The organism is Bacillus sp. T17B1 (genome assembly GCF_026796395.1).
Taxonomy (GTDB): domain Bacteria; phylum Bacillota; class Bacilli; order Bacillales; family Bacillaceae; genus Bacillus; species Bacillus spizizenii_A.
On the sequence record NZ_JALAYA010000018.1, the window covers coordinates 37,964 to 62,650 of the forward strand.

Genomic DNA, 24,687 nt, shown 5'->3' on the forward strand with positions numbered 1-24,687 from the left:
TTTCACTCACAATTGTTTTTCTTTTTGAATGGATGCAAGCAAATGCTCACAGCCCGATTTAATTAATTGGCAGACCTCTTCAAAATTCCCTGTGTAGTAAGGATCGGGAACGTCAGCCAAATCTGAATCTTCAACATAGTCCAACAGCCTTTTGATATGCGATGTGTTCTTGAAGCCCGCCATGCTTCTGAGGCTCCCGATATTTTCTGCATCCATCGCAATGATGTAATCAAAGTCGGCCAGATCCTGTTCGCGGACTTGACGGGCCAGCATGCCCTCAAAGCTGATACCTTCTCTCTGCAAGATCTCCCGCGTTCCTTCATGTGGCGGATTGCCGATGTGCCAGCCGCCGATACCGGCTGAGTCCGTCTTGATTTTCCCCTCTAATCCTTTTTTGGCTGCCAAGTCGCGAAAAATCGCTTCCGCCATCGGAGACCGGCATATGTTTCCTAAACAAACAAATAACACGCTTATCATGCTGTGTAACCTCCCTATTCTTTGCCCATATTTCTCTAAAAAGAAACCTTCATCAATATCTTAGTAGGATGTACATTTCCTTTTCAACTGATGTCTCCACTTTTTTGAAATCAACAGCGAGCTCTAAGAATAGGGTTTTTTTCTGATCGAATTCTGTTAGAATAAAACATACCGAATATCGTGCAAAGAAAGGATGGAACCATTTGTCCAGCCCAAATACAGAAACGTTAACTCAAATGATTGAAGAGATTTCCCAAAAACTGAACATGCTGAATGTCGGCGTGATTAAGGCGGAGGATTTCAGTGATGGAAAGATTGAAGACCTCACATACCTTCACAGCATGGTGATGAAAAAACAATCATTCAGCCCTAGTGAAATGCAGGCGATTGCTCAAGAACTAGCCTCACTTCGTAAATAAATGAGACTGGCCGGAAACTCGGCGAGTCTTTTTTATCATTGCCACAAAACCAGTTTTCCTTAAAACAGACGTCATGAATTTTATTTTTGCATACTGTGGCAGGATGCCCTCGCTTTCCGTTATTTGACCGGTAAAGAAATGCCGTTGATGACAATATTTGAATAAGATTTGAAGGAGTACACAAGCATGAAAACGACACCTATCAAAACAGCATCCGGAATGTATATCAACTACTTCTTTCTGGGGATGGTCAACATCATTCTGGCATCCAATATGTCCTCTTTAACGAAACAGTGGAATACCGATCCGACTGGCATCAGTTATGTCATTGCTGCTATCGGCTTCGGCAAACTTCTGACATACGGAATTTCCGGTGTTTTATCAGATAAAATTGGCAGAAAGCCGCTTGTTGTCGCTTCTGCAGGAATTATGGCCGTCTTTTTAGTCGGTATTCCTTTGTCACCGAGCTATGAACTGGCGTTTGTGTTCGCCTTATTAGCCGGTGCCGCAAATTCAGCGATGGACGCTGGTACATATCCGGCCTTAACCGAGCTCTTCCCGGCTGCTTCCGGATCGGCGAATGTCCTGGTCAAAGCCTTTATGTCTGTTGGAGCCGCTCTATTGCCGCTTTTGATCACATTTTTGTCAAACCACAGCCTGTTTTACGGATTTGCCTTTTATCTGCCGGCAGCAGTCTATGCGCTGAATATCGTTTATCTATCAACGCTTTCGTTTCCTAAGAAACAGAGACCAACTAACAGCAGCCAACAGGAATCTCCAGCTTTCTTGTCTGAACCTGTTTTTCAGAAAGAAGGTACCGCACTGATCATTATCGGTTTTACATCCACGGCTTTATTTACAGTTTCTCAAATCTGGCTTCCGAGCTATGCGCAAAAGGCTGCCGGTTTAGCTGAATCAGCATCCGTGCAATTGCTGAGTTATTACAGCATAGGATCTCTGACATCTGTATTATTATTAGCCGTTTTGCTGAACAGATGGGTCAAGCCCGTCATGATTACACTCTTATATCCTGTTATGACTTTATGTACGCTCGCTGTCATGCTGACGGTTCATGTCCCGGTTGTGCTGGACATCACCGCCTTTTTCTTAGGCTTTTCTACCGCAGGTGTGTTTCAAATTACCATTACATTAATGACAGAGTTTTTTTGGAAGCGAAAAGGAACCGTTACCGGAATTGTAGCAACTGCTTCAAGCATCGCGTCGATTGTGCTGCCGATTGCCACCGGGCTTATCGCAAAAGCGGGAGGCATCGCACATATCTTTATGTTCGACTTTTGCATTGCGGTTATCGGAACAGCTGCAGCAGCCTTCTTGTATTACAGGTACAAGAAACTGACAAGTGCTCCTGCAGATGCCAGGCTGTAATCAACAAAAAACGGACGCCCCTGGGCGTCCGTTTTTCTTACTTCTCAAGCAATGCCAACGATTCACGATTAAACGCCGGAATATCATCCGGTGTGCGGCTTGTGACCAATTGACCTTGGCAAACAACCACTTCCTTGTCCACAACGTCGGCACCCGCGTTTTCCATATCAACACGAATAGACGTATAGCCTGTCGCTTTTCGGCCATCGAGCGCTTTCGCATTGATTAAAAGCTGCGGGCCGTGGCAAATGGCAAATACCGGTTTTTTGTCAGTCATAAACGCTTTTGTAAATTGGACGAAACGGTCGTCAGCGCGAAGCTGGTCTGGTGAAAATCCTCCGGGAATCAAAAGCGCATCAAAATCAGAAGGGTTTATGTCGTCAATGGACGCATCAACCGTCACTTCCGCGTTCCCCTGCTTGCCTTTTACTGTTTTTCCTTTTTCATTTTCGATAACAGTCAGTTCATGTCCCGCCTCCTTAAAGGCTTTCGCAGGTTCAGTGTACTCGCTGTCCTCAAAATAATCTGTCAAAACAACTGCAATTTTTTTCGCCATGATTCATGACCTCCCGCTTTAATATGTCTACATAAAACACTCTACCCCAGCCACACTAAAATAAACATTCCGCGAATCTGACAAACGATATGCATAAATACCCAGTATTTGTCGTTTGATGCCGCTACATAATACTCATTTTTCTCCCTTTTACAATAATCATAAAGAAACACCTACAAATAGTTACAAATTATTCTTACAATAGGAGCTGTAACACGAATTTCGTTGAAAGGTGGAGAACTGGTGAGAATACAGAAAAGACGAACACATGTCGGTAACATTCTCCGTATTCTTTTGCCCCTGATTATGATATTTAGCCTAATCCTCCCAACACCACCCATTCATGCAGAAGAAAGCGCGGCACCAAAGGTACAACTGAGTATTTTAGCCACGACTGATATTCATGCCAACATGATGGATTACGATTACTACAGCGATAAAGAAACGACGGATTTCGGGCTGGCAAGAACGGCACAGCTGATCCAAAAGCACCGCGAACAAAACCCAAACACCCTGCTTGTCGATAACGGCGACTTGATTCAAGGGAATCCGCTGGGCGAATACGCGGTCAAATATGAAAAAGAAGACATTATCTCCGGCGCGAAAACCCACCCGATCATCAGCGTCATGAATGCGCTGAAATACGATGCCGGCACATTGGGGAATCATGAATTCAATTACGGGCTCGACTTTCTCGACGGAACGATCAAGGGCGCCGATTTCCCGATTGTAAATGCCAACGTCAAAACAACAAGCGGCAACAACCGTTATACGCCGTATGTCATTAAAGAAAAAAACATCACTGACGAAAGCGGCAAAGAGCAGAAAGTGAAGGTTGGCTACATAGGTTTTGTCCCGCCGCAAATCATGACATGGGACAAAAAGAATCTTGAGGGCCAGGTTCAGGTGCAAGATATTGTAGAATCCGCCAATGAAACGATCCCGAAAATGAAGGCGGAAGGCGCAGATATCATAATTGCACTTGCCCACAGCGGTATTGAAAAGCAGGCACAATCGCCAGGCGCAGAAAACGTCGTGTTTGATCTTGCCACCAAAACGAAAGGCATTGACGCGATTATTTCGGGCCATCAGCACGGGCTCTTCCCTTCCGCCGAGTATGCGGGTGTTTCTCAATTCGATGCTGAAAAAGGAACGATTAACGGCATTCCTGTCGTCATGCCAAGCAGCTGGGGCAAATCCTTAGGCGTGATTGACCTCAAACTCGAAAAGACAGACGGCTCATGGAAGGTGGCAGATTCCAAAGGCAGGATTGAATCCATAGCCGGCAGTGTCACATCCAAAAATGAAACCGTCACAAACACCATTCAGCAAACACACCAAAATACATTGGAGTATGTCCGAAAACCTGTCGGCAAAACAGAAGCAGATATTAACAGCTTCTTTGCTCAGGTCAAAGATGACCCTTCCATTCAGATCGTGACTGACGCGCAAAAATGGTACGCCGAAAAGGAAATGAAGGATACCAAGTACAAGGACCTCCCAATTTTGTCCGCTGGAGCGCCGTTTAAAGCAGGCGGCAGAAACGGAGCCAATTACTATACGAACATTCCGGCCGGAGATCTTGCCATTAAAAACGTCGGTGACTTATATCTTTACGATAATACTGTTCAGATCGTCAAGCTGACAGGCAGTGAGGTCAAGGACTGGCTGGACATGTCAGCAGGCCAATTCAATCAAATTGACCCATCAAAAGGCGGCGATCAAGCCTTGCTGAATGAGGATTTCCGCTCCTATAATTTTGACGTGATTGACGGTGTCACATATCAGGTCGATGTGACAAAACCTGCGAAGTACGATGAGAACGGAAAAGTGATCAACGCGGACTCGTCCCGGATCATCAATCTTTCCTATGAAGGCAAGCCAATCAGCCTGAACCAGGAATTTCTCGTTGTCACCAATAATTATCGTGCATCCGGAGGCGGCGGTTTCCCTCACCTGACGAGCGATAAGATTGTCCACGGCTCCGCGGTTGAAAACAGACAGGTGCTGATGGATTACATTATTGAACAAAAAACAGTTAATCCAAAAGCGGACAACAATTGGTCAATCGCGCCTGTTTCCGGTACGAATTTGACGTTTGAATCTTCACTTTTGGCCAAGCCATTTGCCGATAAAGCAGACGATGTCGCTTTTGTAGGCGAGTCTACGAATGAGGGCTCTGGTTTGTACAAGCTGCAATTCAACGATGATTCAAATCCTGAGCCTCCTAAAGACGGACTGTGGGATCTGACTGTCATGCATACCAATGATACGCATGCTCACCTCGATGACGCAGCTAGACGAATGACGAAAATTAACGAAGTCCGAAGCGAAACAGACCACAACATTCTCCTTGATGCAGGAGATGTGTTTTCCGGTGACCTATATTTCACAAAATGGAACGGTTTAGCTGATTTGAAATTGATGAACATGATGGGCTATGACGCCATGACCTTCGGAAACCATGAATTTGATAAAGGACCGAAAGTGCTTTCTGATTTTCTAAGTGGAAACAGCACAACCGTTGATCCTGCCAACTGCTATCACTTTGAAGCACCTGTATTTCCGATCGTCAGCGCAAACGTCGATGTGTCAAACGAGCCTAATCTTACATCATTTGTCAAAAAGCCACAAACCTTTGCGGCAGGAGAAAAGAAAGATCCTGGCATCCACCCTTACATTCTGTTAGATGTTGACGGTGAGAAAGTCGCCGTATTCGGGCTGACAACGGAAGATACGGCGACCACATCAAGCCCGGGCAAAAGCATTGTATTTATCGACGCGTTTGAAACAGCGCAAAACACTGTCAAAACGATTCAGGAAGAAGAAAAAGTAAACAAAATTATCGCTTTAACCCATCTCGGACATAACCGCGATCTTGAGCTGGCGAAAAAAGTAAAAGGCATTGACTTGATTATCGGCGGACATACGCACACCCTCGTTGACAAAATGGAGGTCGTGGACAACGAAGAACCGACGATCGTGGCGCAGGCAAAAGAATATGGCCAATTCTTAGGGCGTGTCGATGTCGTGTTTGATGAAAACGGCGTTGTACAAACAGACAAATCAAATCTGAGCGTGCTGCCAATTGATGAACATACAGAAGAAAACGCAGAAGCAAAAAAAGAGCTTGATCGGTTCAAAAATGAATTAGAGGACGTTAAAAATGAAAAAGTCGGCTACACGGATGTGGCGCTTGACGGCCAGCGTGAGCATGTGCGAACGAAGGAAACGAACCTCGGAAACTTCATTGCGGACGGCATGCTGGCAAAAGCGAAAGCATCAGCAGGAGCCGACATTGCGATCACAAATGGCGGCGGCATCAGAGCCGGCATTGACAAGGGCGATATCACTCTCGGCGAAGTGCTGAACGTGATGCCGTTCGGCAACACGCTTTACGTGGCCGATTTGACCGGAAAACAAATCAAAGAAGCCCTTGAACAAGGCTTAAGCAATGTGGAAAATGGAGGCGGCGCCTTCCCTCAGGTGGCTGGAATTGAATATACCTTTACATTAAATAACGAACCCGGACACCGTGTTTTAGACGTGAAAATTGAATCGCCTAACGGAGACAAAGTTGAACTGAATACAGATGATACCTACCGCGTCGCAACAAATAATTTTGTCGGCGCCGGAGGAGACGGATACTCTGTCTTTACAGAAGCATCCCATGGTGAAGACCTTGGTTACGTAGATTATGAGATTTTCACGGAACAGCTGAAAAAACTAGGAGACAAGGTATCTCCTAAAATTGAAGGACGCATTAAAGAAGTATTCCTGCCGACAAAGCAGAAGGACGGCAGCTGGACACTCGACGAAGACAAATTTGCGGTTTATGCTAAAAATGCCAACACGCCGTATGTCTATTATGAAACAGCTGAAGGTTCTCAAGAGAAGCCTATCAATCTTCAAGTAAAAGAGGATCAGGTCAAACTGTTGAAAGAAAGAAAGTCAGATCCTTCATTGACGGTATTCAACTACTGGTACAGCATGAAGCTGCCAATGGCGAACCTCAAAACCGCAGACACTGTCATTGGAATCAAGTCTACCGGTGAATTGGATGTTTCGCTGGCAGATGTATATGACTTTACAGTGAAGCAACAAGGAAAAGAAATAAAATCATTCAAGGAACCCGTTCAGCTTTCGCTTCGCATGTTTAATATTGAAGAAGCTCATAACCCTGCCATTTACCACGTCGATCGGAAAAAGAAAGCTTTCACAAAGACAGAAAACGGATCAATTGACGATGATATCGTGACAGGATATACAAACCACTTCAGCGAGTACACGATCTTAAATTCCGGTGAGAACAACAAACCGCCGGCATTCCCGTCCGACCAGCCGATCAGCGGTGATGACGGCAGCAACGGCGGAGGCTCCGACAAACCAGGCGGAAAACAGCCGACTGATGGGAACGGAGGAAAGGATACACCTCCCGGCACTGAGCCGACAAACGGCTCTGGAGGAAACGGATCAGGAACGGACAGTCCTTCTGGCGGCCTGCTTCCAGACACAGCTACGTCCATGTATTCGATCCTGTTGGCCGGATTTCTGATCAGCGCGCTCGGAACGGCATTGTACTTGCATCAGAGAAGAAAACAGAATAAAGCGAATCAGGCATAAAAAAAGAGCTGCTCGATAATCGAGCAGCTTTCTTTTATTAGACCCACTTCACAACATCTTCAACAGCAGATCTTGTTTTCGGACGAGGATCTCGTACACGGTAGCCGAATGCCACCATCACAGAAATGTCGAAGCTTCCGTTTTCCAGAAGGCCTTCTTCTTCAAGAATGCGGTGAATCTGATCATACTGGAAGCCTTCCACAGGGCAGGAATCCACGCCAATTTGCGCAGCCGCAGTCATCATGTTGCCAAGCGCAATATAGGTTTGTTTTGATGCCCAATCAAACAATGTTCTGTCACTTTCAAGCAAGTGCAGATCGTTTTTCTGGAAATCTTCTGTTTTGCTGAGATAGCCTTCGTATACGTCCTGAGGCATTTGTTTTACTTCTTTTAAATGACGTTTGATGTAGTCCGCATCGTATTTAATATCCTTCGCTGTACGCGCAAGAATCAGAACGAAATGGCTTGCTGTTGGAAGCTGCTTTTGCGCGCCCCATGTGTATTCGCGAAGTTTTTCGCGGAATTCCGGATTTTGGACGACGACAAATTTCCAAGGCTCAAGGCCGAGGGAGCTCGGAGACAGTCTTCCTGTCTCTAAAATAAATTCAAAATCACTGTCTGATACTTTTTTATTTGGGTCAAATTCCTTTGTCGCATGTCTGAAATGGTATGCATCGAGAATTTGTTTCTTTACATCTGCCATGTTGAACACCTCTCCTTATGGTTACTCTCATCTTTATTGTAGCCATTATCATAAAAAGTAAAAGTACGCACATTTTTGTTGGTTAGTATCAATTTTGATACCAAACAAAAATAGCGCGCTGCCGCAGGCAGGCGCCTTTCTCATTTTCTCCGCCGCGCAAAATCGACAAACCGGAATTTGTCATGACGGTGTCTGCTTTCCATATATTGAAACAGACTCGTATGATGTGAGGGAGGGGCTGCAGAACATGAGCTCCGTCCGTATGAGTCCATTGTTTTATCGTATAACGAAACCCCTCTGTCACAATGTTATACTTTGTCGAATCTGAATCAGTATTTGATAATGGAGAACACCGATGACCGTTATAGGCTGTGTTATTATCTTTGTAGCGATCTATATTGCTCAAAAGAGGGCAAAGCTTCTCAAGCCGGAGCGTCCCACTGAAACATACCATTTTTGCGATACTGCTGGGCGCTATATTGCTAGCTGTGATTTATTTCCTTCAATTTTCGGCGCGAAAACAAAACACTAAGAATTTTTGGCTTCTTTTGTTTGGTAAACAGGGTTCTGTTTCGTTTTCCCTCTATCTTTCAGGTAATACTGCTCAGATGTAAAAAATTCGGTATATAGCGCTTTTACCTTTCTGCTCAATAACAGCAGCGCAATCACATTCGGAACAACAATAAAAACTAATGCCAAGTCCAATATGCCCCAGATGGCTTTTGCTCCGCCTGCGGCACCTATGATAATAGCCGCTAAATAAACGAATTTGATCACATGTCCTGCCAGCCGTCCGAACAGAAATTCAGCTTGCTTTACGCCGTAAAAAATGACAACCATGATGGTCGATACAACAAAGAAAACGAGAGAAACCGAGACGAAATACCCTCCGCCAGAACCAAAATAGTGCTGAAATGCAGCAGTCGTCAGTGCGGCCGGATCATTTGATGCCTTCCCTGTCCAGACTCCGGATGAAAGGACGATAAAAGCGGTGGTGGTGCAGATGATCAAGGTGTCAATGACAATGCCGATCACAGACCAGAAGCCTTGCCTTACAGGGTGATCAGTCTTGGCCGCCGCATGTGCAATCGGGGCTGTTCCCATTCCGGCTTCATTAGAATACAGCCCGCGGGCAAATCCCCAGCGAACGGTTTCAGCCAGAGCAGCACCAGCAAATCCTCCAACTGCTGAAGAAGAGGTAAACGCATTTGAAAAGATAAGAGAGAAAAACGCCGGCACTGATGAAAGATTCATCAGAACAATGAGGAGCCCGGCTCCCACGTATGCACCTGCCATAAGAGGCACGACAAACTCTGTTACTTTTCCAATCCTCTTGACCCCTCCTATTACCACCAACCCAATCAAAAACGCAATGCCGATTCCCGCGTATATTTTATTGAAAGAAAACGTTTCGGCAAGAGAGACTGAAACTGAATTCCCCTGAACCATAATGCTCGGAATCAGCTCCACGATCAGCGCAACAGAGAAAAATATGCCGAGCCATTTCATGCGCAGCCCTTTTGTTATGTAATACATCGGTCCCCCGACAAATTCCCCCTGCTCATTTTTTTCTCTGTAATGAACAGCAAGCACACTTTCAGAAAACTTAATCGCCATGGCAAATAAGGCAATAAGCCACATCCAAAAAACCGCTCCGGGTCCGCCAAACATAATAGCGGCAGGCACTCCGACAATGTTCGCCGCACCGATCGTCGAGCTGAGAGCTGACGTCAATGCCTGGAGCGGAGTGACTGTGCCCTCTCCCTTCGGCTTTTTTCCTACACTCCCGATCGTCTGCTTCAAAATGTATAAAGGATAGCGAAATTGAAAACATTTCAGCAAAATGGTGAAGTATAAGCCCGTCCCCGTCAGCAAAATGATTAGCGGCGGACCCCACAGCCAATCAGAAATACGCTCTATCCATTCCAATAGTTGTTCCATCCCATCACCCTTTTTTCGTTTATGAGTCATTTCCCCACAGACCGTTAAACATAAACCTTTTAGACAGAGGCCACTGGAACATAAAGAGGATGGCTTCTATCAATCGCCATCCTTCAGACAAGACAAATCAGCTGGAAGAAGGTCTGTTTCGTCCAAGCCGGTCATATACTTTATTCTTATAAAAGGCGGGGGCTGGCTTTGAAAACATGCCTTTTTTGTCGACAAGCTTATCAAGCAGCACCTGCTTTTCGGTTTTTTTTCTGATTAACAGCTCACGTTCTTTTTCGTCATAGCACTTTGCGATTAAATGGTCGATGGTCATGAGCTCTTTTTTGAGCGCGCCCTCGTCCTCTGCCATTCCTGCATTTTTTAACATACGGTAGCTCATGCGAAGCGATTCCGGCAAGTGTGCCGCGTCATCCTTTGGCAGCAGTTTTCCCATTCCCGGAAGGTTTTCAAATTCTCCATCTTTGATGGCATGCTTAATTTTATCTTCAGACACAATATGGGAAAAATCCATCATTCCACCTCTTTTCATTTATTCCTATAGTTTATCATACATCTCCCAAAGTACCATTTTATTCCTTAATTTCTAGAAAAAATCCTTATTTTACATTTGCAATATGTCAACGAAACGTTGATTCGACGGCATTTTTCGCCTCTTTCTTCAACCGACGATTTTCACTTTTCTAATCAGCTGATTCGTGTTATATTGGATACGTTCGTTTTTTCTATCGTTTCGCTCGAACTGTGATCGGAAAAAAGGAGTGTAACAATGAAAACATTTATAAAAGAAAGAGGACTGGCCTTCTTCTTAATTGCGGTCGTCCTGTTATGGATCAAGACGTATGTCGGTTATGTCCTGAACTTCAACTTAGGAATAGACAACACGATACAAAAAATATTGCTTTTTGTGAATCCTTTAAGCTCAAGCTTATTCTTTCTTGGCTTTGGACTCTTGTTCAAGAAAAAATTACAGCAGACAGCCATTATAGTGATTCATTTTTTAATGTCTTTTTTACTGTACGCAAACATTGTGTACTACAGATTTTTCAATGATTTTATTACAATTCCAGTCATTATGCAGGCTAAAACAAACGGCGGCCAACTCGGTGACAGCGCATTTTCGCTGATGAGACCGACTGACGCCTTTTACTTTATCGACACGATCATTCTGATCATCTTGGCGATCAAAGTGAACAAGCCTGCTGAAACGTCCAGCAAAAAATCGTTTCGAATTGTTCTTGCGTCTTCGATTCTTGTGTTCTTAATCAACTTGGCAGTTGCGGAATCAGACCGGCCTGAATTGCTGACAAGATCATTCGACCGAAACTATCTTGTAAAATACTTGGGAACGTACAATTTTACGATTTATGACGCTGTGCAGAATATCAAATCCAACAGCCAGCGTGCGCTTGCCGATTCCAGCGACGTGACGGAAGTGGAAAACTACATGAAAGCCAATTACGACGTGCCCAATAACGTGTATTTCGGCAAAGCCGAAGGCAAAAACGTCATTTACGTTTCACTTGAATCTCTGCAGTCATTTATCATCGACTATAAAATTGACGGCAAAGAAGTCACACCGTTCTTAAATAAACTGGCACACGATAATGAAACGTTCTACTTTGATAACTTTTTCCACCAGACGGGACAAGGTAAAACATCTGATGCCGAATTTATGATGGAAAACTCTCTTTACCCGCTGGCTCAAGGTTCAGTTTTCGTAAACAAAGCGCAAAACACGCTTCAATCCGTTCCGGCAATTCTGAAGTCTAAGGATTACACATCTGCTGCATTCCACGGAAACACGCAGACGTTCTGGAACCGTAACGAAATGTACAAAGCGGAAGGCATCGATAAATTCTTCGATTCTGCCTACTATGACATGAACGAAGAAAACACGAAAAACTACGGCATGAAGGACAAACCGTTCTTCAAAGAATCAATGCCGCTGTTAGAAAGGCTGCCACAGCCGTTCTATACGAAGTTCATTACCCTATCTAACCACTTCCCATTCGGAATGGATGAGGGGGATACAGACTTCCCGGCTGGAGACTTTGGCGACTCTGTCGTCAACAACTACTTCCAGTCAGCCCATTACCTTGATCAGTCCATTGAACAATTCTTCAATGATCTGAAAAAAGACGGGTTATATGATAAATCGGTTATCGTGATGTACGGAGACCACTACGGCATCTCTGAAAACCACAATAAGGCGATGGCCAAGGTTCTTGGCAAGGATGAAATCACTGATTATGACAACGCCCAGCTTCAACGGGTGCCGCTCTTTATCCACGCTGCCGGCGTGAAGGGCGAGAAAGTTCATAAATATGCCGGAGACGTCGATGTGGCTCCTACCATTCTACATTTGCTCGGGGTGGATACCAAAGACTACCTGATGTCCGGTTCTGATATTTTATCTAAAGAACACCGTGAAGTGATTCCGTTCCGTAACGGAGACTTTATTTCACCGAAGTACACGAAAGTATCCGGCAAGTATTACGATACGAAAACCGGAAAAGAGCTTGATGAATCCGAAATCGACAAGTCAGAAGACTCACTCGTCAAGAAGGAACTTGAAATGTCCGATAAAATCATAAATGGAGACCTGTTGCGGTTCTATGAGCCGAAAGGTTTTACGAAGGTGAACCCTTCCGATTATGATTACAAAAAAGATGACGAAGATTCTACCGAAACGTCAACGGATGATGAAGATCAATAAGAAAAAGCAGAGAGGCTAGCCTCTCTGCTTTTTTATTTTACCGCTGCTCTCAATTCCTCCGCAGCAAATTCGACATTCGGGCCAATGATCACTTGAACCGATTGCCCCCCTGATTTGACGACCCCTTTTACGCCTGCTTTCTTTAGCAGCGTTTCATCCACTAAAGCGGTATCCTTCACAGTCAGCCGCAGTCTTGTGGCGCAATGATCAATGGTTTGAATGTTTTCTTTTCCGCCGAGCCCTTTCAGCATAATGTTTTCATTGACATCCTGAACAGTATTTTCATCCAGCACTTCATCCACATCATCCTCTTCGCGTCCCGGCGTTTTTAAATTCAATGCCTTAATCAGTACATAAAATACTATAAAATAGACTGCCGCATAGCATATACCTACCAGAAGCAGCAGCAGCGGTTTTTCTGCAATTCCGTAGCTCAGCACATAATCAATGGCTCCGGCAGAAAAAGAGAAGCCTGAGCGGATGCCGAGCCAGTTGACGATAAATAGAGACAGCCCGGTTAAGACCGCGTGAACAGCGTATAATAGCGGAGATAAAAACATAAATGCAAACTCAATCGGCTCCGTAATCCCTGTGATAAACGCAGTCAAGGCAAAACCAATCATCATTCCCGCCGTTGCTTTCCGTTTTGACGGCTTGGCAGTCACAACCATAGCCAGACACGCCGCTGGAAGACCGAACATCATGATTGGGAAGAAGCCGGTCATATAGGTCCCTGCTGTCGGATCTTTCGCGAAAAAGCGAGCCAGATCTCCGGCCACTCCGTTATATTCTCCGAATTGGAACCAGAAAATATTATTCAGCACGTGGTGAAGGCCAAGCGGAATTAACAGCCTGTTGAACAGGCCAAATATGCCAGCCCCGATGCCGCCTAGCCCAAGCATCCATTCTCCAAACTCGTTAATGCCCGATTGAATCGGCGGCCATACAACTCCGAATATGCCTGCTAAAATGATCGTAATAATGGCTGTTACAATCGGCACAAGCCGTCTGCCGCTGAAGAATCCGAGATATTCAGGCAGCTTTGTATCCTTAAAGCGGTTATAGGTGTAGCCGGCAATTAAACCGGCAATAATTCCCCCAAACACCGCCATGTTGTTTGTTTTATCAATTGTCTTTGTCGCCGCGTCAAGCATCAGATATGATATTGCTCCTGACAACCCTGCGGCCCCATTGCTGTCCTTTGAAATGCCGATTGCAATCCCAATCGCAAAAATAAGCGGCAGGTGATCAAAAACAGCCGTCCCCGCTTGATAGACAAACGGGATATTCAATACATCCTCTCTGCCAAGCGCAAGGATAATTCCGACTGCAGGCAAAACCGCAATCGGCAGCATAAATGATTTCCCGAGTTTTTGTAAAAATGAAAGCATACCCATCCCCCTCATACCCCTTTTTTTTCAAATATACCATATAAGATATCTAGTGATCTATACCAATATTCCCAGGGTATTTCTTTTTTCCCAGGGCCGTGTGTTTCCTATTTTTAAGACAGTTGTGGTAAGCTTAAGCTAGATTATTTAAAAAGAAAGCGGGAATGACAGATGATTGTAACAAACGATCAAGAATTAGAAGGCCTGAAAAAAATCGGAAGAATCGTTGCACTGGCGCGTGAAGAAATGAAACGGAAAGCAGAGCCCGGTATGAGCACAAAAGACCTTGACCTTATCGGAAAAGCAGTGCTTGATGAGCATGGCGCCGTTTCAGCTCCTGAGAAAGAATACGACTTTCCGGGAGTGACATGCATCAGCGTAAATGATGAGGTGGCCCACGGCATACCAAGCACTTCCAAAATTTTAAAAGCGGGAGATCTTGTGAACATTGACATCTCCGCTGAATTTGGCGGCTTCTACTCCGACACAGGCATCTCATTTGTGCTCGGTGAAGGAGAAGAACGCCTTCATAAGCTATGCCAATGCGCGGAAGATGCCTTCCAAAAAGGGCTGCAGCAGGCAAAAGCCGGCAAGCGCCAAAATCAGATTGGGAGAGCCGTTTATCATGAAGCACGTTCTCAAGGATTTACCGTTATTAAAACCCTGACCGGCCATGGAATCGGCAGAAGCCTTCACGAAGCGCCGAACCACATCATGAACTATTATGATCCGTTTGATAACGCGCTTTTCAAAAACGGCACAGTCATCGCCCTTGAACCGTTTATTTCAACGAAAGCGGAAACGATTGTTGAAGCTGGAGACGGCTGGACGTTCAAGACACCGGATAAAAGCTTGGTTGCCCAAGTTGAACACACCATCGTCATCACAAAAGATGAACCCATTATCCTGACTAAACTGTAAAACACATTCCGGACTGTCAGATGGTTTAACCTCCTCCAATTGCAGGGTAAACATCACTATTCGCAGGAGGAGGTATTGCAATGAACAGAGATCAAGAAAAAATCCAAATTGAAAACGAAATGAATGCCATGCATGGCACAACAAAAGAAGATATTTTAAAAGACTTTGAGGAATTTAAAGATTATCTGAGTAAACAAGTAAACCGAGGCAAGAAGATGGGCTTGGACGACGGCAAGCTTGTGAAAAGCGCCGCGATCCTGGGAGATTACCTCGCAAAGCATGAAGAGCCGCACAACAGTGAAGAAATGCTGCTGCAAGAGCTGTGGAGCGTTGCGGACGAAGATGAGAAAAAACATTTGGCACAGCTGCTGGTCAAATTGGTTGATAAGCAATAAAAACACGAGCCGGGCGCATATGCTGCCCGGCTCTCTTGATATGCCACAGCAGGGCTCTTCCAGATATGCTACACTACTATTATGTCTGCGAAAGGAGCCTTTATCTGCATGTGGTTTATTATTTTTGGCATCATTTTTTTCATTGAAGGCATCATGTTGACCGTTTACGGCGTGAAGAAAAAAAACGGGATGCTCACATATATCGGCATTGTTTTCAGCATTATGACATTTGGCGTTGTCATCATGAAACTGACCGGCCATTAAATCCTATTCAGCCTTTGCTCCGGATATACATACAGAAGAACGTACAACTAGTACGAAAGGCTCAGTTTTTCCCGCACCTCTTTTCAGCATCTTTCCATAGATGTTACAATGCCAATCGCTTGGTAAAATCCTCTCCATTGGGAGAGATAGGGAAAGGAGTTTTCTGACATGCATTACGGCAGTAAAGGCTGGTATGTGGCAGAATTAAAAAAGCAGGGGATCACGCACCATGAAGGAAGAAAGCTTCAAAGCTATAAAACCCATTTTCTTGCCAACCTGCTTGAAACAAAGAAACATTAATCTTAAGAATAGTAAAGCCGCGCACGTTGATATGCGCGGCTTTTTTCTATTCAGCCGGCTGCAGCCTGTCCCTTATTTTCATAAAGGACGCTCTCCAGCTTTCCGACAGTGCGTCTTCACTTAAAACCCGTTCAATGGCGGCGAGATTTTTTGCATCATGGTATTTGATACGGTTTGCGAATTGAACTGATATGTCTTTCTCGCCTCTGGACAGCAACTCCAGTTTAGCGCCGGGAGATACCCTGCCCTCTTCCAGCACGCGAAAATAAAATCCGGTATAGCCGGTTTGCTGTACCTTTAGCACCATTTCCTTTACGCCAAACTTTTTCGCCAGCTTTACACACGGCTGGCGCGGCTGGCTGACCTGAACAACAGCTTCATCAAGCTTGAACACATCACCGATGCAAACGTTCTCCTCGGTCAGGCCCGCGACCGTCAGATTTTCACCAAATGCGGCGCTTGGCAGCGTTCTTGAGAGAACCTCTTCCCAAAACGGATAGTGCTCGGCCGGGTAGACACAGACAGCCTTGTCAGGTCCTCCGTGATTGACGAGATCCGCCTGTCCGTCACCTTCAAAATTCTCCCGATACAGCATTACAGCGGAATCAGCGGGCTGCTTCATAATGCCCGTTTCGATTTTTTTGCCGTCATACTCAAGCGTCTGCGGCTTTCCGAGATTAAGAGAAAGAACTTTATAGTGCAGTGACTTCATACGAACACATCCCCTTTACAGGTTGTAAAATGATTGATTATCATAAAAAGAAAAGGTGGTTTTTACATGCTTCAATACCGAATCGTTGCAGACGGCCGGGTTCAAGGTGTGGGTTTTCGCTATTTTGTTCAAATGGAAGCCGATAAGCGAAAACTGGCCGGGTGGGTCAAAAACCGTGATGACGGCCGAGTCGAGATTTTGGCAGAAGGCCCGGAAAACGACTTACAATCATTTCTTGAGGCTGTAAAGAAAGGCAGCCCTTTCTCAAATGTTACCGACGTCTCTGTCACAGAATCCCGCAGCCTTGAAGGCCATCACCGATTTTCCGTTGTTTACTCGTAAGGCTTATCCTGATAAAAGTAATTCGGCTTAACGATTGAGTTGTCATAGGAACGGTGGAAGATATGAGTGGCAGCGGGTGAAATCGGCGGGATCAGCCACGTCCAGTCCCCCGTCAGCCTTCTGCCCGCTTCTTCCTCCTGTTCTTCAAACCGTTTAAACTGGCTTGCGGCCGTATGATGGTCAACGATGCTGACACCTTGCTTTTTATACGAGTGCAGTACAGCTTTATTCAATTCAACAAGCGCTTGATCTTTCCATAAATCCGTATTGTAATCAGTAGAAATACCGATAACGGACGCCACTTTTTTGAGCTTGTCGTACCGCTTTTCATCTGCCAGATTTCTCACTCCGATCTCCGTGCCCATATACCAGCCGTTAAATGGCGCGGCATTATAATGGATACCCCCGACCTCAAGCTTCATATCGGAAATAATTGGCACACCGTACCATTTCAGCTCCAAATCAGAAAACGCTTCAATTTCAGGATGTGTGATTGGAACCTCGAGCACAAGTGAACGCGGCAGCTCATACCAGACCGGCTGTTCTTCACCTCTCATGCGAAAAATGAGCGGCAGCAAATCAAAGTCCGTTCGCTCTCCGCGCCAGCCAAGCTGCTCGCAGGCTGCCGTCAGGGAACGTGAAGCCGGGTCACCTATTTTTCCCCCGTCAGATTCATATCCAGCGTATCGAATCAGCTGATGATTCCATATTTCGACTTGCTTTTCACCCTTCTCTTCCGGAGGGAAAATCGTAATGCTCGGCCTGATTCTCCCGTTATTGGTGGCGGTTTCAATGTGATGAAAGAGGGCGTCCCGCACATCCTCCTTCGTCCGGACGTCACGTCTGTCGATGACATTCAGCGAATTCCAAAACAATCTGCCGATGCAGCGGTTGCTGTTTCTCCATGCCATTTTCGCACCATGCTCGATTTCTTCCTTTGTATGTACATAGCTTCCGGTCCGGTCAATTTCACTTTTAATGCTATCCAGACGGTCTTTCACTTCCTCCTCCTTCCCCAATTCCTGATAGCATGCGGCAATAAACACTTTCGCTTCGTTCCATAGTATTTCTTTTTCTTCCAACAAACTCTCCCCTTCAAATCGCATTCATGCTTTTCATTGTATCGTTTTTAAGCCGGAAGACAAATGATTTTTCTGTATCCTCTTAGAAAACAATTAAAAAACACCCGCATGTCCGGGTGTCAAAGAGACGATAAACGATTTGCCAATTCAATTAAGTCACTGCGAAAGTTTTTGCCGGTCATCGGTATGCCATGCCCCGTCAGCAGTGCTTCCGGTTCAAGACCGGCAAGCTTCTGAATGGATTCCGCAGCAGTCCCTGTGTCAGGCGTGAAATAAGCCGGCGGTCCATGAAGCTCCTGTTTTTGAATCAAGACGTCTGCCATTTTCTCCTGTTCCACTGTAATAACAGCATCACCTGCCACAAGCACACGCCCGTCCTCACGGAATAACGAAATATGGCCGGGGGTGTGTCCTGGAGTCGCAATCCACATCCACTCGTCAAGAAACGGCACAGAGCCGTCTTCCGGCAGTGCCTGCACATGTGAGGAAATATCGATGGAGTGCCGTGGAAACAGCGGCGATAGTTTGGCGACCAGCCCGCTCTTACTGTCAGGACGAGCCGGAGGATAATCCTCTTTCCCCGTTACATAAGGCATTTCCCGAGAATGCACATAAACAGGAACATCCCAGTCCTCAAGGATTTCTTCTATCGCACCAATATGATCAAAGTGCCCGTGTGTAAGGATAATCGCCTTCAGCTGAAAATCATCGCCGAATCTTTGTTTGGCTTCATTTATAATCATGCCGGCTGATTGAGGCATGCCGGCATCAATTAAAACAAATGAGCGAGGTTCAGACGGGAGCTGAATAAAATAGACATTCGCAATTTGCACGGTTAGGCCGTGCACCCCTATTGCCGCTTCGAACCCCGTTCCGCTTCTGACTGAAGTCATTGGCATATAAGGATCACTCATGATGACACCTCCGGTATGTTGTTGCCGTTAGTGTGCGTCATTACGTCTGAATTATCATACGGAAATAGAAATCGTACCGATCAATAGAGCGATAGCCGTCATCACGATTACTGCGAGAACAGCCCATTTCATGGCGAATTTTTGATGGTCGTCAATAGATACTCCGACAAGTCCGACAAGCAAATGAGTGGATGGCACAAGCGGACTCAGCATATGAATCGGCTGGCCGATAATAGAGGCTCTGGCAATTTCCACTTTATCCACACCGTATGCGACAGCCGTTTCTGATAAAATCGGCAGCACCCCGTAGAAATACGCGTCATTCGGCATCAGGAATGTGAAAATGCCGCTTGTTAAGGCCACTATCGCCGGGATCAATCCGCCCATTTGTTCAGGAATCATAGACACAAGCGAAATCGCCATTTCATCAACCATTTTGGTGCCTGTCAAAATTCCCGTAAAAACCCCCGCAGCAAAAATCATGGAGCCAATAGCCAGTACGTTGCTGGAGTGCGCCGCGATGCGCTGTCTTTGATGCTCAAGGTTTGGATAATTCACAATCAGTGCAATACAGAACGCAATGACAAACAATACAGTTAAACTAACTTTACCCGATACTAAACATCCTATCAAAGAAAGCGTTAACAATAGATTGAACCACCAAAGCTTCGGCCGCTTCCACTCATCTTCAACTGCAGCCGCCGGTTCATTGGCATTGGCCGGCTGCTTCAGTTCAATCACGCCAAGGCGCTTTCGTTCCGCTTTGCCAAGCACATACGCAACCGCCATCATACAAAGCATCCCACTTGCGATGACAGGAATCATCGGTCCTGTAAGCTCAGCCGGATCAACCCCCAGCGCGCTCGCCGCCCGCGGCGTTGCTCCGCCCCATGGAATCGTGTTCATGATTCCCATGCCGACTCCCGCGATTCCCGCTAAAATAATTGGCCGGATGCCAAGCAGCAAATAGAGCGGAAGCATTGCGCTTGTCGTAATCATATAAGTAGTCGAGCCATCCCCGTCCAAGGCTACGAGCATCGTGAGAACCGCTGTCCCGACAACAATTTTTAAAGGGTCTCCTTTGACCATGCTTAAAATTTTGCCAACCATCGGATCAAACAGCCCTGTATCAATCATAATTCCAAAATATAAGATCGCAAACATAATCATGACCGCAGTCGGCGCGACTTGCTGAATCCCTGAAATCATCATGTCCCCAACTTCAGTAAATCCAAATCCGGCGATAAGTGCAAACACAATCGGCGTCAAAACTAAAGCGGTTAAAACAGAAAGCCGTTTTGTCATGATCAATGCCATAAATACGAGCATCATGAGAAAGCCTAAAATTGCTAACACATCCATTCCCCCTTAAATGAATCCGCTTACATTTTCTCTCTTACTCCCCTTCTTGCCTTTTTGCCATCGTATGGGAAAACCAATCGCAAGTAAATAATTTGGTTTTTTTGTATTTTTAATTTTTTAAAACCGTTTTGTTCTTTTTGATCATTTCACGGCGCATCAAAAAGATCCCGCAATGCCGGGATCTTAATTCCCTGTCATAATGCTTTGATAAAACGCGGATTGCTGATCAAGAAACCGTTTCGTTTCCCTGCTGTTCAAATAAAAGCTTTCCCAGTCCTGTTCATTTATTTTCCGCTTCCACTCTCGTGAGGAGGTGACCTTCTTTAGCGCTTGATCCCAGAAAGAAATCTCTTCCTCTGACATGTTTTTCGGACCCAAAACCCCTCTCCAATGTGAAAAAACAAACGGGATCCCCTGCTCCTTCCACGTTGCTACATCAGGAAAACCATGAAGTCTTTTATCAGACGTTACTGCAGCTAGCGTGATATCGCCGAGCCGCTCATATGGTTTTGCTTCAGAGAGTGTCATTGAAGCCGCTTCTATCTCATGTCTGATCAGCGCCTGAATAAGCTGTTCACTGCTGTCATACCTCAAAAATTGAATGTCAAAAGAGTCAATGCCGTGCATATCTGCCGCTCTGACGAACGAGAGCTGATCATCATTGCCAAGGCCCGGGGCAAAGCCGATTTTCACCTTGCCGGGATGCATCTTAATTTCATTCAGCAAATCCTTGCCGCTTGTTAACGCCGATCCTTTTGGCAATGCAACCGTCTGCCATTCCTTGGAGAGAATGGCAAGCGGAGTAAAATCGCCAATTTTTAATTTGCTTTGCCCAAGAAGATCATTGCTCAGTATTAAACTGGACGTCATGCTGATGGTGCGTTTGCTGCTTTCGTTGACATATTTCCAGCCTTTATCTCCCCCGCCGCCGGGTTTATAGACGATATGAACTTCATCCTTCACGATCTGCTTCTGCCTCAAAACCGCTTGGATCGCCTGTGCTGTAACGTCCCATCCGCCAGAAGGTTCAGCAGGAACGACAATTTCAATTGGCCCGCCAGGCAGGCGCGGCGCAGCCGCCTGCCTGATGTCCCCCTGCATAAAGATCAATAAAGCAATCAATAGAATCATACATTTCTTCATCTCTATTCCGCCGCCAAATAATATTTTCTCTCCGGCCTGCCGATAATCCCGTATTCAAGCTCGGCTCTTGCTTCATCCTTTGCCACAAGGTACTCGGCATAGCGGCGGGCAGTCGTTCGTGACGCCCCCATTTTTTCTCCTAGCTCTTCAGCTGTCAATCCTTCTGACGCAGTTCGGAGCGCTTCCTTAATTTTTCGCAGTGTAATCGAATTAATGCCTGTCGGCAAATCCCCTGCCGGCAAAGGTGTCTTCACACTGGTCCCGAAAATATGATCAATCATAGATTGGCTGACCTCTGGCTGAGACAAAAGCAGCTTTCTGTTTTCTTTATACTGAAGCAGCACCTGCCTGAACTTGTCAGCCGTTACAGGTTTGATCAAATAGTGGGCAATCCCTGCCCTTAGCGCTTCCTGCAAATGACGGGTTTCTGTTGCCGCTGTGATGATCATAATATCCACTTCAGGAAATCGGCTTCGTATCTCCGGAATCAACGTGGTCCCAAGTTCGTCCGGCATATAAATATCCAGCAAAAGCAAATCAGCCCTATGTTCCTCCAAAAGCGCCATTGTCTCTTTGGCATTGGCCGCCTTGCCAATCATCTTGAATCCATCAAGCTGTTCAATCAATCTCTCATGGATTTGCGCAACCCGAAAATCATCCTCCGCAATCGCGACGTGAATCAAATGAATTCCCCCTTTATTTCTCCTTCGGTATAAACACAGTGAATACCGCTCCGCCAGCTTTTGAGTTTGCCAATTCAATCCAGCCGCCCAGTTCACGCACTGAGTCTTTCACATTGGCCAGACCGTAGCCTCTCTTCCTCCCCTTTGAAGAATAACCTCTTTCAAACACAGCTTCCGTCTTATCGGGCGGCACACCGGGCCCTGTGTCCGAAACTTCAATGACAATGTCACGCCCCATATCCGTGATGAAAAACAATACCTCCCTCACGCTTTGATCCGCTACAGCTTCGAAAGCGTTATCAATTAAGTTGCCAATAATTGTGATGAGGTGAGATAAGCCAATATGTGCAGGAAGAGGCGCGAGCGAGCTGTTCTCATCAATAACCAGCTTGACCTTCTTTTCCGATGCTTTGCTTATTTTTCCTAACAAAATTGCCTGCACCTGCTGTGAATGGATGTTTTGGAATAAAATATCATGCTGTTCATTTTGTATCGCATATTCCTCTTTAATCAGATCAATGGCTTCATCATACTCACCAAGCTCAAGCAGCCCTAAGATCGCGTAAAGCTTATTGGAAAATTCATGGGTCTGCGCCCTGAGATCCTCTGAATATTTGCGAACCTCTGTCAGTTTATCGATTAGCTTTTTCAGCTCTGTTTTCTCCCGGAAGCTCACGACAATCCCATACGCCTGCCCGCCTTGAGTCATCACTTTCGTATTGATAATATAAACTTGATCGTTGACGTTCACCTCTTGGTTAGGCAACATTTCTCCTCGCTCAAGCACACCCTTCAGCCCTGCTCCCGGCATAACGTCATCAATAGGGAGATTGATCACAGGCTCGGGAAGCTTTAGCATCTCGGCAGCCGATACATTCATCATGGTGACGACGCCTTCACGATTGGTGGCAATGATTCCTTCTCGAATTGCGAAAAGCATTGCATTCCTTTCCCGATAAAGAGACGCGATCTCATGCGGCTCTAGGCCAAGCGTATCCTTCCTGATGCTTTTCGCCAGTGCGGCGGCACCGGCAAATCCGAGCAGCAGCACAAGCACAGCGATCACACTCAAGTTTCGCAGATGCTTTTTGATGCTTTGCTCTGTCTCGGTTTTCAGAAAATCAACAGATACGCTGCCGATTACTTGGCTGTATCCCTTCTGCTCTTTAATAATCGGCGCACTCCCCCTGATGACTCTTGATCCATCCGCTTTTGTTTCAGAAACATGCGAGCCGCCAAATAAAATTTCCCTGCTGCGCTCAAGTTTCTTTTGGCCGCTTTTGACTGAGGCGCTCCGAATGTCTCCTTTTTCGTCCAACACATAAATGGCATACGCGCCAGTCTGTTCTTTCATTTGTTCAATGACCTCTTGCGCCTCATCCGCATGTCCGCCTTTTCTCTCAATGAGCTCTTTAGCCGGCGGCATATAGGATATGGTTCTCGCCGTCTGAACAGCCAGTTGTTCAGCCTGTCTCCGTTGTTCCTGCGTATGCTGAACGGCTAACGTAATGGTCAGCACACCAATGACAAAAACCAGCAGAGCCGCAATCAGCCCCATTATTTTTGTTTGCAAGGAAAAATGGAACCGCTTTTTCACCAAGCACCAGCCATCCTTTCTACCTAGATCATACCATTTTCTGTTCGGAGTTTTGTTTTTTAGTAATGATTGAGATAACCAAGCGGAAACTAAATCATTTTTTTTATAAAATCATTGAAAAAATAAATATAGCTGTTTAGGCACTACCGGAATTCAACAAATATGCGTTTATTCCTAATGCCCTTCTTCAAATGTCTGCTAACCTTAAGAAGATCATTCTACAATCTATAAGAGACTGCCATATATAAAATGTGCTTGCTCTAGCTTAAACAGAAGCATTATACAGAAAAAGAATTTCAAGTTAAGCGGTTCCACCTTTTCAATCTTAGTTTTCAGGTAAATCACTAAGAAAGTCTTCCAACACAAAAAAGATTGTAGAGAAAACATAGCTTTTCTCTACAATCTGAGTAAAACCTATTACCTTTTTTGATGTCAATTTAGTAGTAAACAAAATAAGTTCTATTGCATCCTTGGAACGGAAATTAGCATGTTTCAAGAAGTAGTAAATAAAAGTGAATTGTTTGTAGTGGAGCATATGCACCCCATAAAAAGGGTTAGTTGATTGAGATAAATAGGCTTAAAAGAAGTTCCAACAACATGTTATCTTCCCCTTTCATGCATTAATGAAATCATGTGTCATGAAATTAACCAACTGTGATAGAGAGAAATAAGTCTAAAAGAAGCTCCAACATGTTATCTTCTCCTTTCATGCATTAATGAAATCATGTATCATGAAATTAACCAATTGTGA

22 protein-coding genes and 2 pseudogenes are annotated in these 24,687 nt (G+C 45.4%); 10 read left to right on the forward strand and 14 right to left on the reverse strand.

Annotated features, from left to right (window positions below):
• Window positions 1-6 precede the first annotated feature (6 nt).
• Window positions 7-477, reverse strand: coding sequence for a protein-tyrosine-phosphatase (gene yfkJ, locus MOF34_RS09535; RefSeq protein WP_268399986.1), 471 nt, complete (start codon window positions 475-477; stop codon window positions 7-9).
• Window positions 478-680: 203 nt separating this feature from the next.
• Between yfkJ and MOF34_RS09540 the strand changes: the two genes are divergently transcribed.
• Window positions 681-896, forward strand: coding sequence for a DUF1128 domain-containing protein (locus MOF34_RS09540; protein WP_268399988.1), 216 nt, complete (start codon window positions 681-683; stop codon window positions 894-896).
• 186 nt (window positions 897-1,082) lie between these two features.
• Window positions 1,083-2,282, forward strand: coding sequence for an MFS transporter (locus MOF34_RS09545; protein ID WP_268399989.1), 1,200 nt, complete (start codon window positions 1,083-1,085; stop codon window positions 2,280-2,282).
• A 37-nt stretch (window positions 2,283-2,319) separates the two neighbouring features.
• Here the strand turns inward: MOF34_RS09545 and yfkM are convergent, their stop codons facing one another.
• Window positions 2,320-2,838 carry a general stress protein 18 gene (gene yfkM / locus MOF34_RS09550; protein WP_268399990.1) on the reverse strand — a complete coding sequence of 173 codons (519 nt, stop codon included), beginning with the start codon at window positions 2,836-2,838 and terminating at the stop codon, window positions 2,320-2,322.
• 243 nt (window positions 2,839-3,081) lie between these two features.
• On the opposite strand from yfkM, the gene MOF34_RS09555 reads away from it, so the two are divergent.
• A complete protein-coding gene (locus MOF34_RS09555; protein ID WP_268399991.1) occupies window positions 3,082-7,461 on the forward strand; it encodes a multifunctional 2',3'-cyclic-nucleotide 2'-phosphodiesterase/3'-nucleotidase/5'-nucleotidase in 4,380 nt (1,459 codons plus the stop codon).
• 37 nt (window positions 7,462-7,498) lie between these two features.
• Here MOF34_RS09555 and MOF34_RS09560 read toward each other — a convergent pair whose 3' ends face one another.
• Entirely contained in the window at window positions 7,499-8,164 is a 666-nt protein-coding gene (locus MOF34_RS09560; RefSeq protein ID WP_019713614.1) for an NAD(P)H-dependent oxidoreductase, read from the reverse strand.
• Between the two features lie 140 nt (window positions 8,165-8,304).
• A pseudogene (locus MOF34_RS09565) lies at window positions 8,305-8,385 on the reverse strand (trehalose operon repressor); the annotation flags it as partial.
• A 198-nt stretch (window positions 8,386-8,583) separates the two neighbouring features.
• Here MOF34_RS09565 and MOF34_RS09570 point away from each other — a divergent pair.
• Window positions 8,584-8,676: pseudogene (locus MOF34_RS09570) on the forward strand (hypothetical protein); the annotation flags it as partial.
• A gap of 16 nt (window positions 8,677-8,692) precedes the next feature.
• Here MOF34_RS09570 and MOF34_RS09575 read toward each other — a convergent pair.
• Window positions 8,693-10,105: an alanine/glycine:cation symporter family protein gene (locus MOF34_RS09575; RefSeq protein WP_268399992.1), complete on the reverse strand. Its 1,413-nt coding sequence runs from the start codon at window positions 10,103-10,105 to the stop codon at window positions 8,693-8,695.
• 127 nt (window positions 10,106-10,232) lie between these two features.
• Window positions 10,233-10,625: a DUF1992 domain-containing protein gene (locus MOF34_RS09580; RefSeq protein ID WP_268399993.1), complete on the reverse strand. Its 393-nt coding sequence runs from the start codon at window positions 10,623-10,625 to the stop codon at window positions 10,233-10,235.
• Between the two features lie 255 nt (window positions 10,626-10,880).
• Here MOF34_RS09580 and ltaS point away from each other — a divergent pair, with 255 nt between their 5' ends.
• Window positions 10,881-12,830 carry a lipoteichoic acid synthase gene (gene ltaS / locus MOF34_RS09585; protein ID WP_268399994.1) on the forward strand — a complete coding sequence of 650 codons (1,950 nt, stop codon included), beginning with the start codon at window positions 10,881-10,883 and terminating at the stop codon, window positions 12,828-12,830.
• 32 nt (window positions 12,831-12,862) lie between these two features.
• On the opposite strand, the gene nagE is transcribed toward ltaS, so the two are convergent.
• The gene (gene nagE / locus MOF34_RS09590; RefSeq protein WP_268399995.1) at window positions 12,863-14,221 is read right to left on the reverse strand and encodes an N-acetylglucosamine-specific PTS transporter subunit IIBC; all 1,359 of its coding nucleotides are present in this window, start codon (window positions 14,219-14,221) and stop codon (window positions 12,863-12,865) included.
• Between the two features lie 171 nt (window positions 14,222-14,392).
• Between nagE and map the strand changes: the two genes are divergently transcribed.
• The 4 genes from map to MOF34_RS09610 all read left to right on the forward strand — a co-directional run bounded on the left by map (window position 14,393) and on the right by MOF34_RS09610 (window position 16,101).
• Window positions 14,393-15,142, forward strand: coding sequence for a type I methionyl aminopeptidase (map, locus tag MOF34_RS09595; RefSeq protein WP_019713609.1), 750 nt, complete (start codon window positions 14,393-14,395; stop codon window positions 15,140-15,142).
• A gap of 80 nt (window positions 15,143-15,222) precedes the next feature.
• Window positions 15,223-15,537, forward strand: a complete 315-nt coding sequence (locus MOF34_RS09600) for a DUF3243 domain-containing protein (protein ID WP_268399996.1) — start codon at window positions 15,223-15,225, stop codon at window positions 15,535-15,537.
• Window positions 15,538-15,645: 108 nt separating this feature from the next.
• Window positions 15,646-15,801, forward strand: a complete 156-nt coding sequence (locus MOF34_RS09605) for a hypothetical protein (RefSeq protein ID WP_268399997.1) — start codon at window positions 15,646-15,648, stop codon at window positions 15,799-15,801.
• 168 nt (window positions 15,802-15,969) lie between these two features.
• Window positions 15,970-16,101, forward strand: a complete 132-nt coding sequence (locus MOF34_RS09610) for a YflJ family protein (protein ID WP_019713607.1) — start codon at window positions 15,970-15,972, stop codon at window positions 16,099-16,101.
• 46 nt (window positions 16,102-16,147) lie between these two features.
• Here MOF34_RS09610 and MOF34_RS09615 read toward each other — a convergent pair whose 3' ends face one another.
• Window positions 16,148-16,813 (reverse strand): MOSC domain-containing protein, encoded by a 666-nt coding sequence (locus tag MOF34_RS09615; RefSeq protein WP_268399999.1) that lies wholly within the window; start codon window positions 16,811-16,813, stop codon window positions 16,148-16,150.
• A 66-nt stretch (window positions 16,814-16,879) separates the two neighbouring features.
• Here MOF34_RS09615 and MOF34_RS09620 point away from each other — a divergent pair, with 66 nt between their 5' ends.
• A complete protein-coding gene (locus tag MOF34_RS09620) occupies window positions 16,880-17,155 on the forward strand; it encodes an acylphosphatase (RefSeq protein ID WP_019713605.1) in 276 nt (91 codons plus the stop codon).
• On the opposite strand, the gene nosA is transcribed toward MOF34_RS09620, so the two are convergent.
• The 6 genes from nosA to MOF34_RS09650 all read right to left on the reverse strand — a co-directional run bounded on the left by nosA (window position 17,146) and on the right by MOF34_RS09650 (window position 23,939).
• Window positions 17,146-18,237, reverse strand: coding sequence for a nitric oxide synthase (gene nosA, locus MOF34_RS09625; RefSeq protein ID WP_268400000.1), 1,092 nt, complete (start codon window positions 18,235-18,237; stop codon window positions 17,146-17,148). The genes MOF34_RS09620 and nosA overlap by 10 nt on opposite strands.
• Window positions 18,238-18,356: 119 nt before the next feature.
• Window positions 18,357-19,151, reverse strand: coding sequence for an MBL fold metallo-hydrolase (locus tag MOF34_RS09630; protein ID WP_019713603.1), 795 nt, complete (start codon window positions 19,149-19,151; stop codon window positions 18,357-18,359).
• Window positions 19,152-19,205: 54 nt separating this feature from the next.
• Window positions 19,206-20,507, reverse strand: coding sequence for a citrate transporter CitM (citM, locus tag MOF34_RS09635; protein WP_268400001.1), 1,302 nt, complete (start codon window positions 20,505-20,507; stop codon window positions 19,206-19,208).
• A 189-nt stretch (window positions 20,508-20,696) separates the two neighbouring features.
• On the reverse strand, window positions 20,697-21,656 hold the full coding sequence (locus MOF34_RS09640; protein WP_268400002.1) for a Bug family tripartite tricarboxylate transporter substrate binding protein: 960 nt from the start codon (window positions 21,654-21,656) through the stop codon (window positions 20,697-20,699).
• 2 nt (window positions 21,657-21,658) lie between these two features.
• Window positions 21,659-22,339 (reverse strand): response regulator, encoded by a 681-nt coding sequence (locus MOF34_RS09645; protein ID WP_268400003.1) that lies wholly within the window; start codon window positions 22,337-22,339, stop codon window positions 21,659-21,661.
• 13 nt (window positions 22,340-22,352) lie between these two features.
• Window positions 22,353-23,939, reverse strand: coding sequence for a sensor histidine kinase (locus MOF34_RS09650; protein ID WP_268400004.1), 1,587 nt, complete (start codon window positions 23,937-23,939; stop codon window positions 22,353-22,355).
• Window positions 23,940-24,687: the final 748 nt, after the last annotated feature.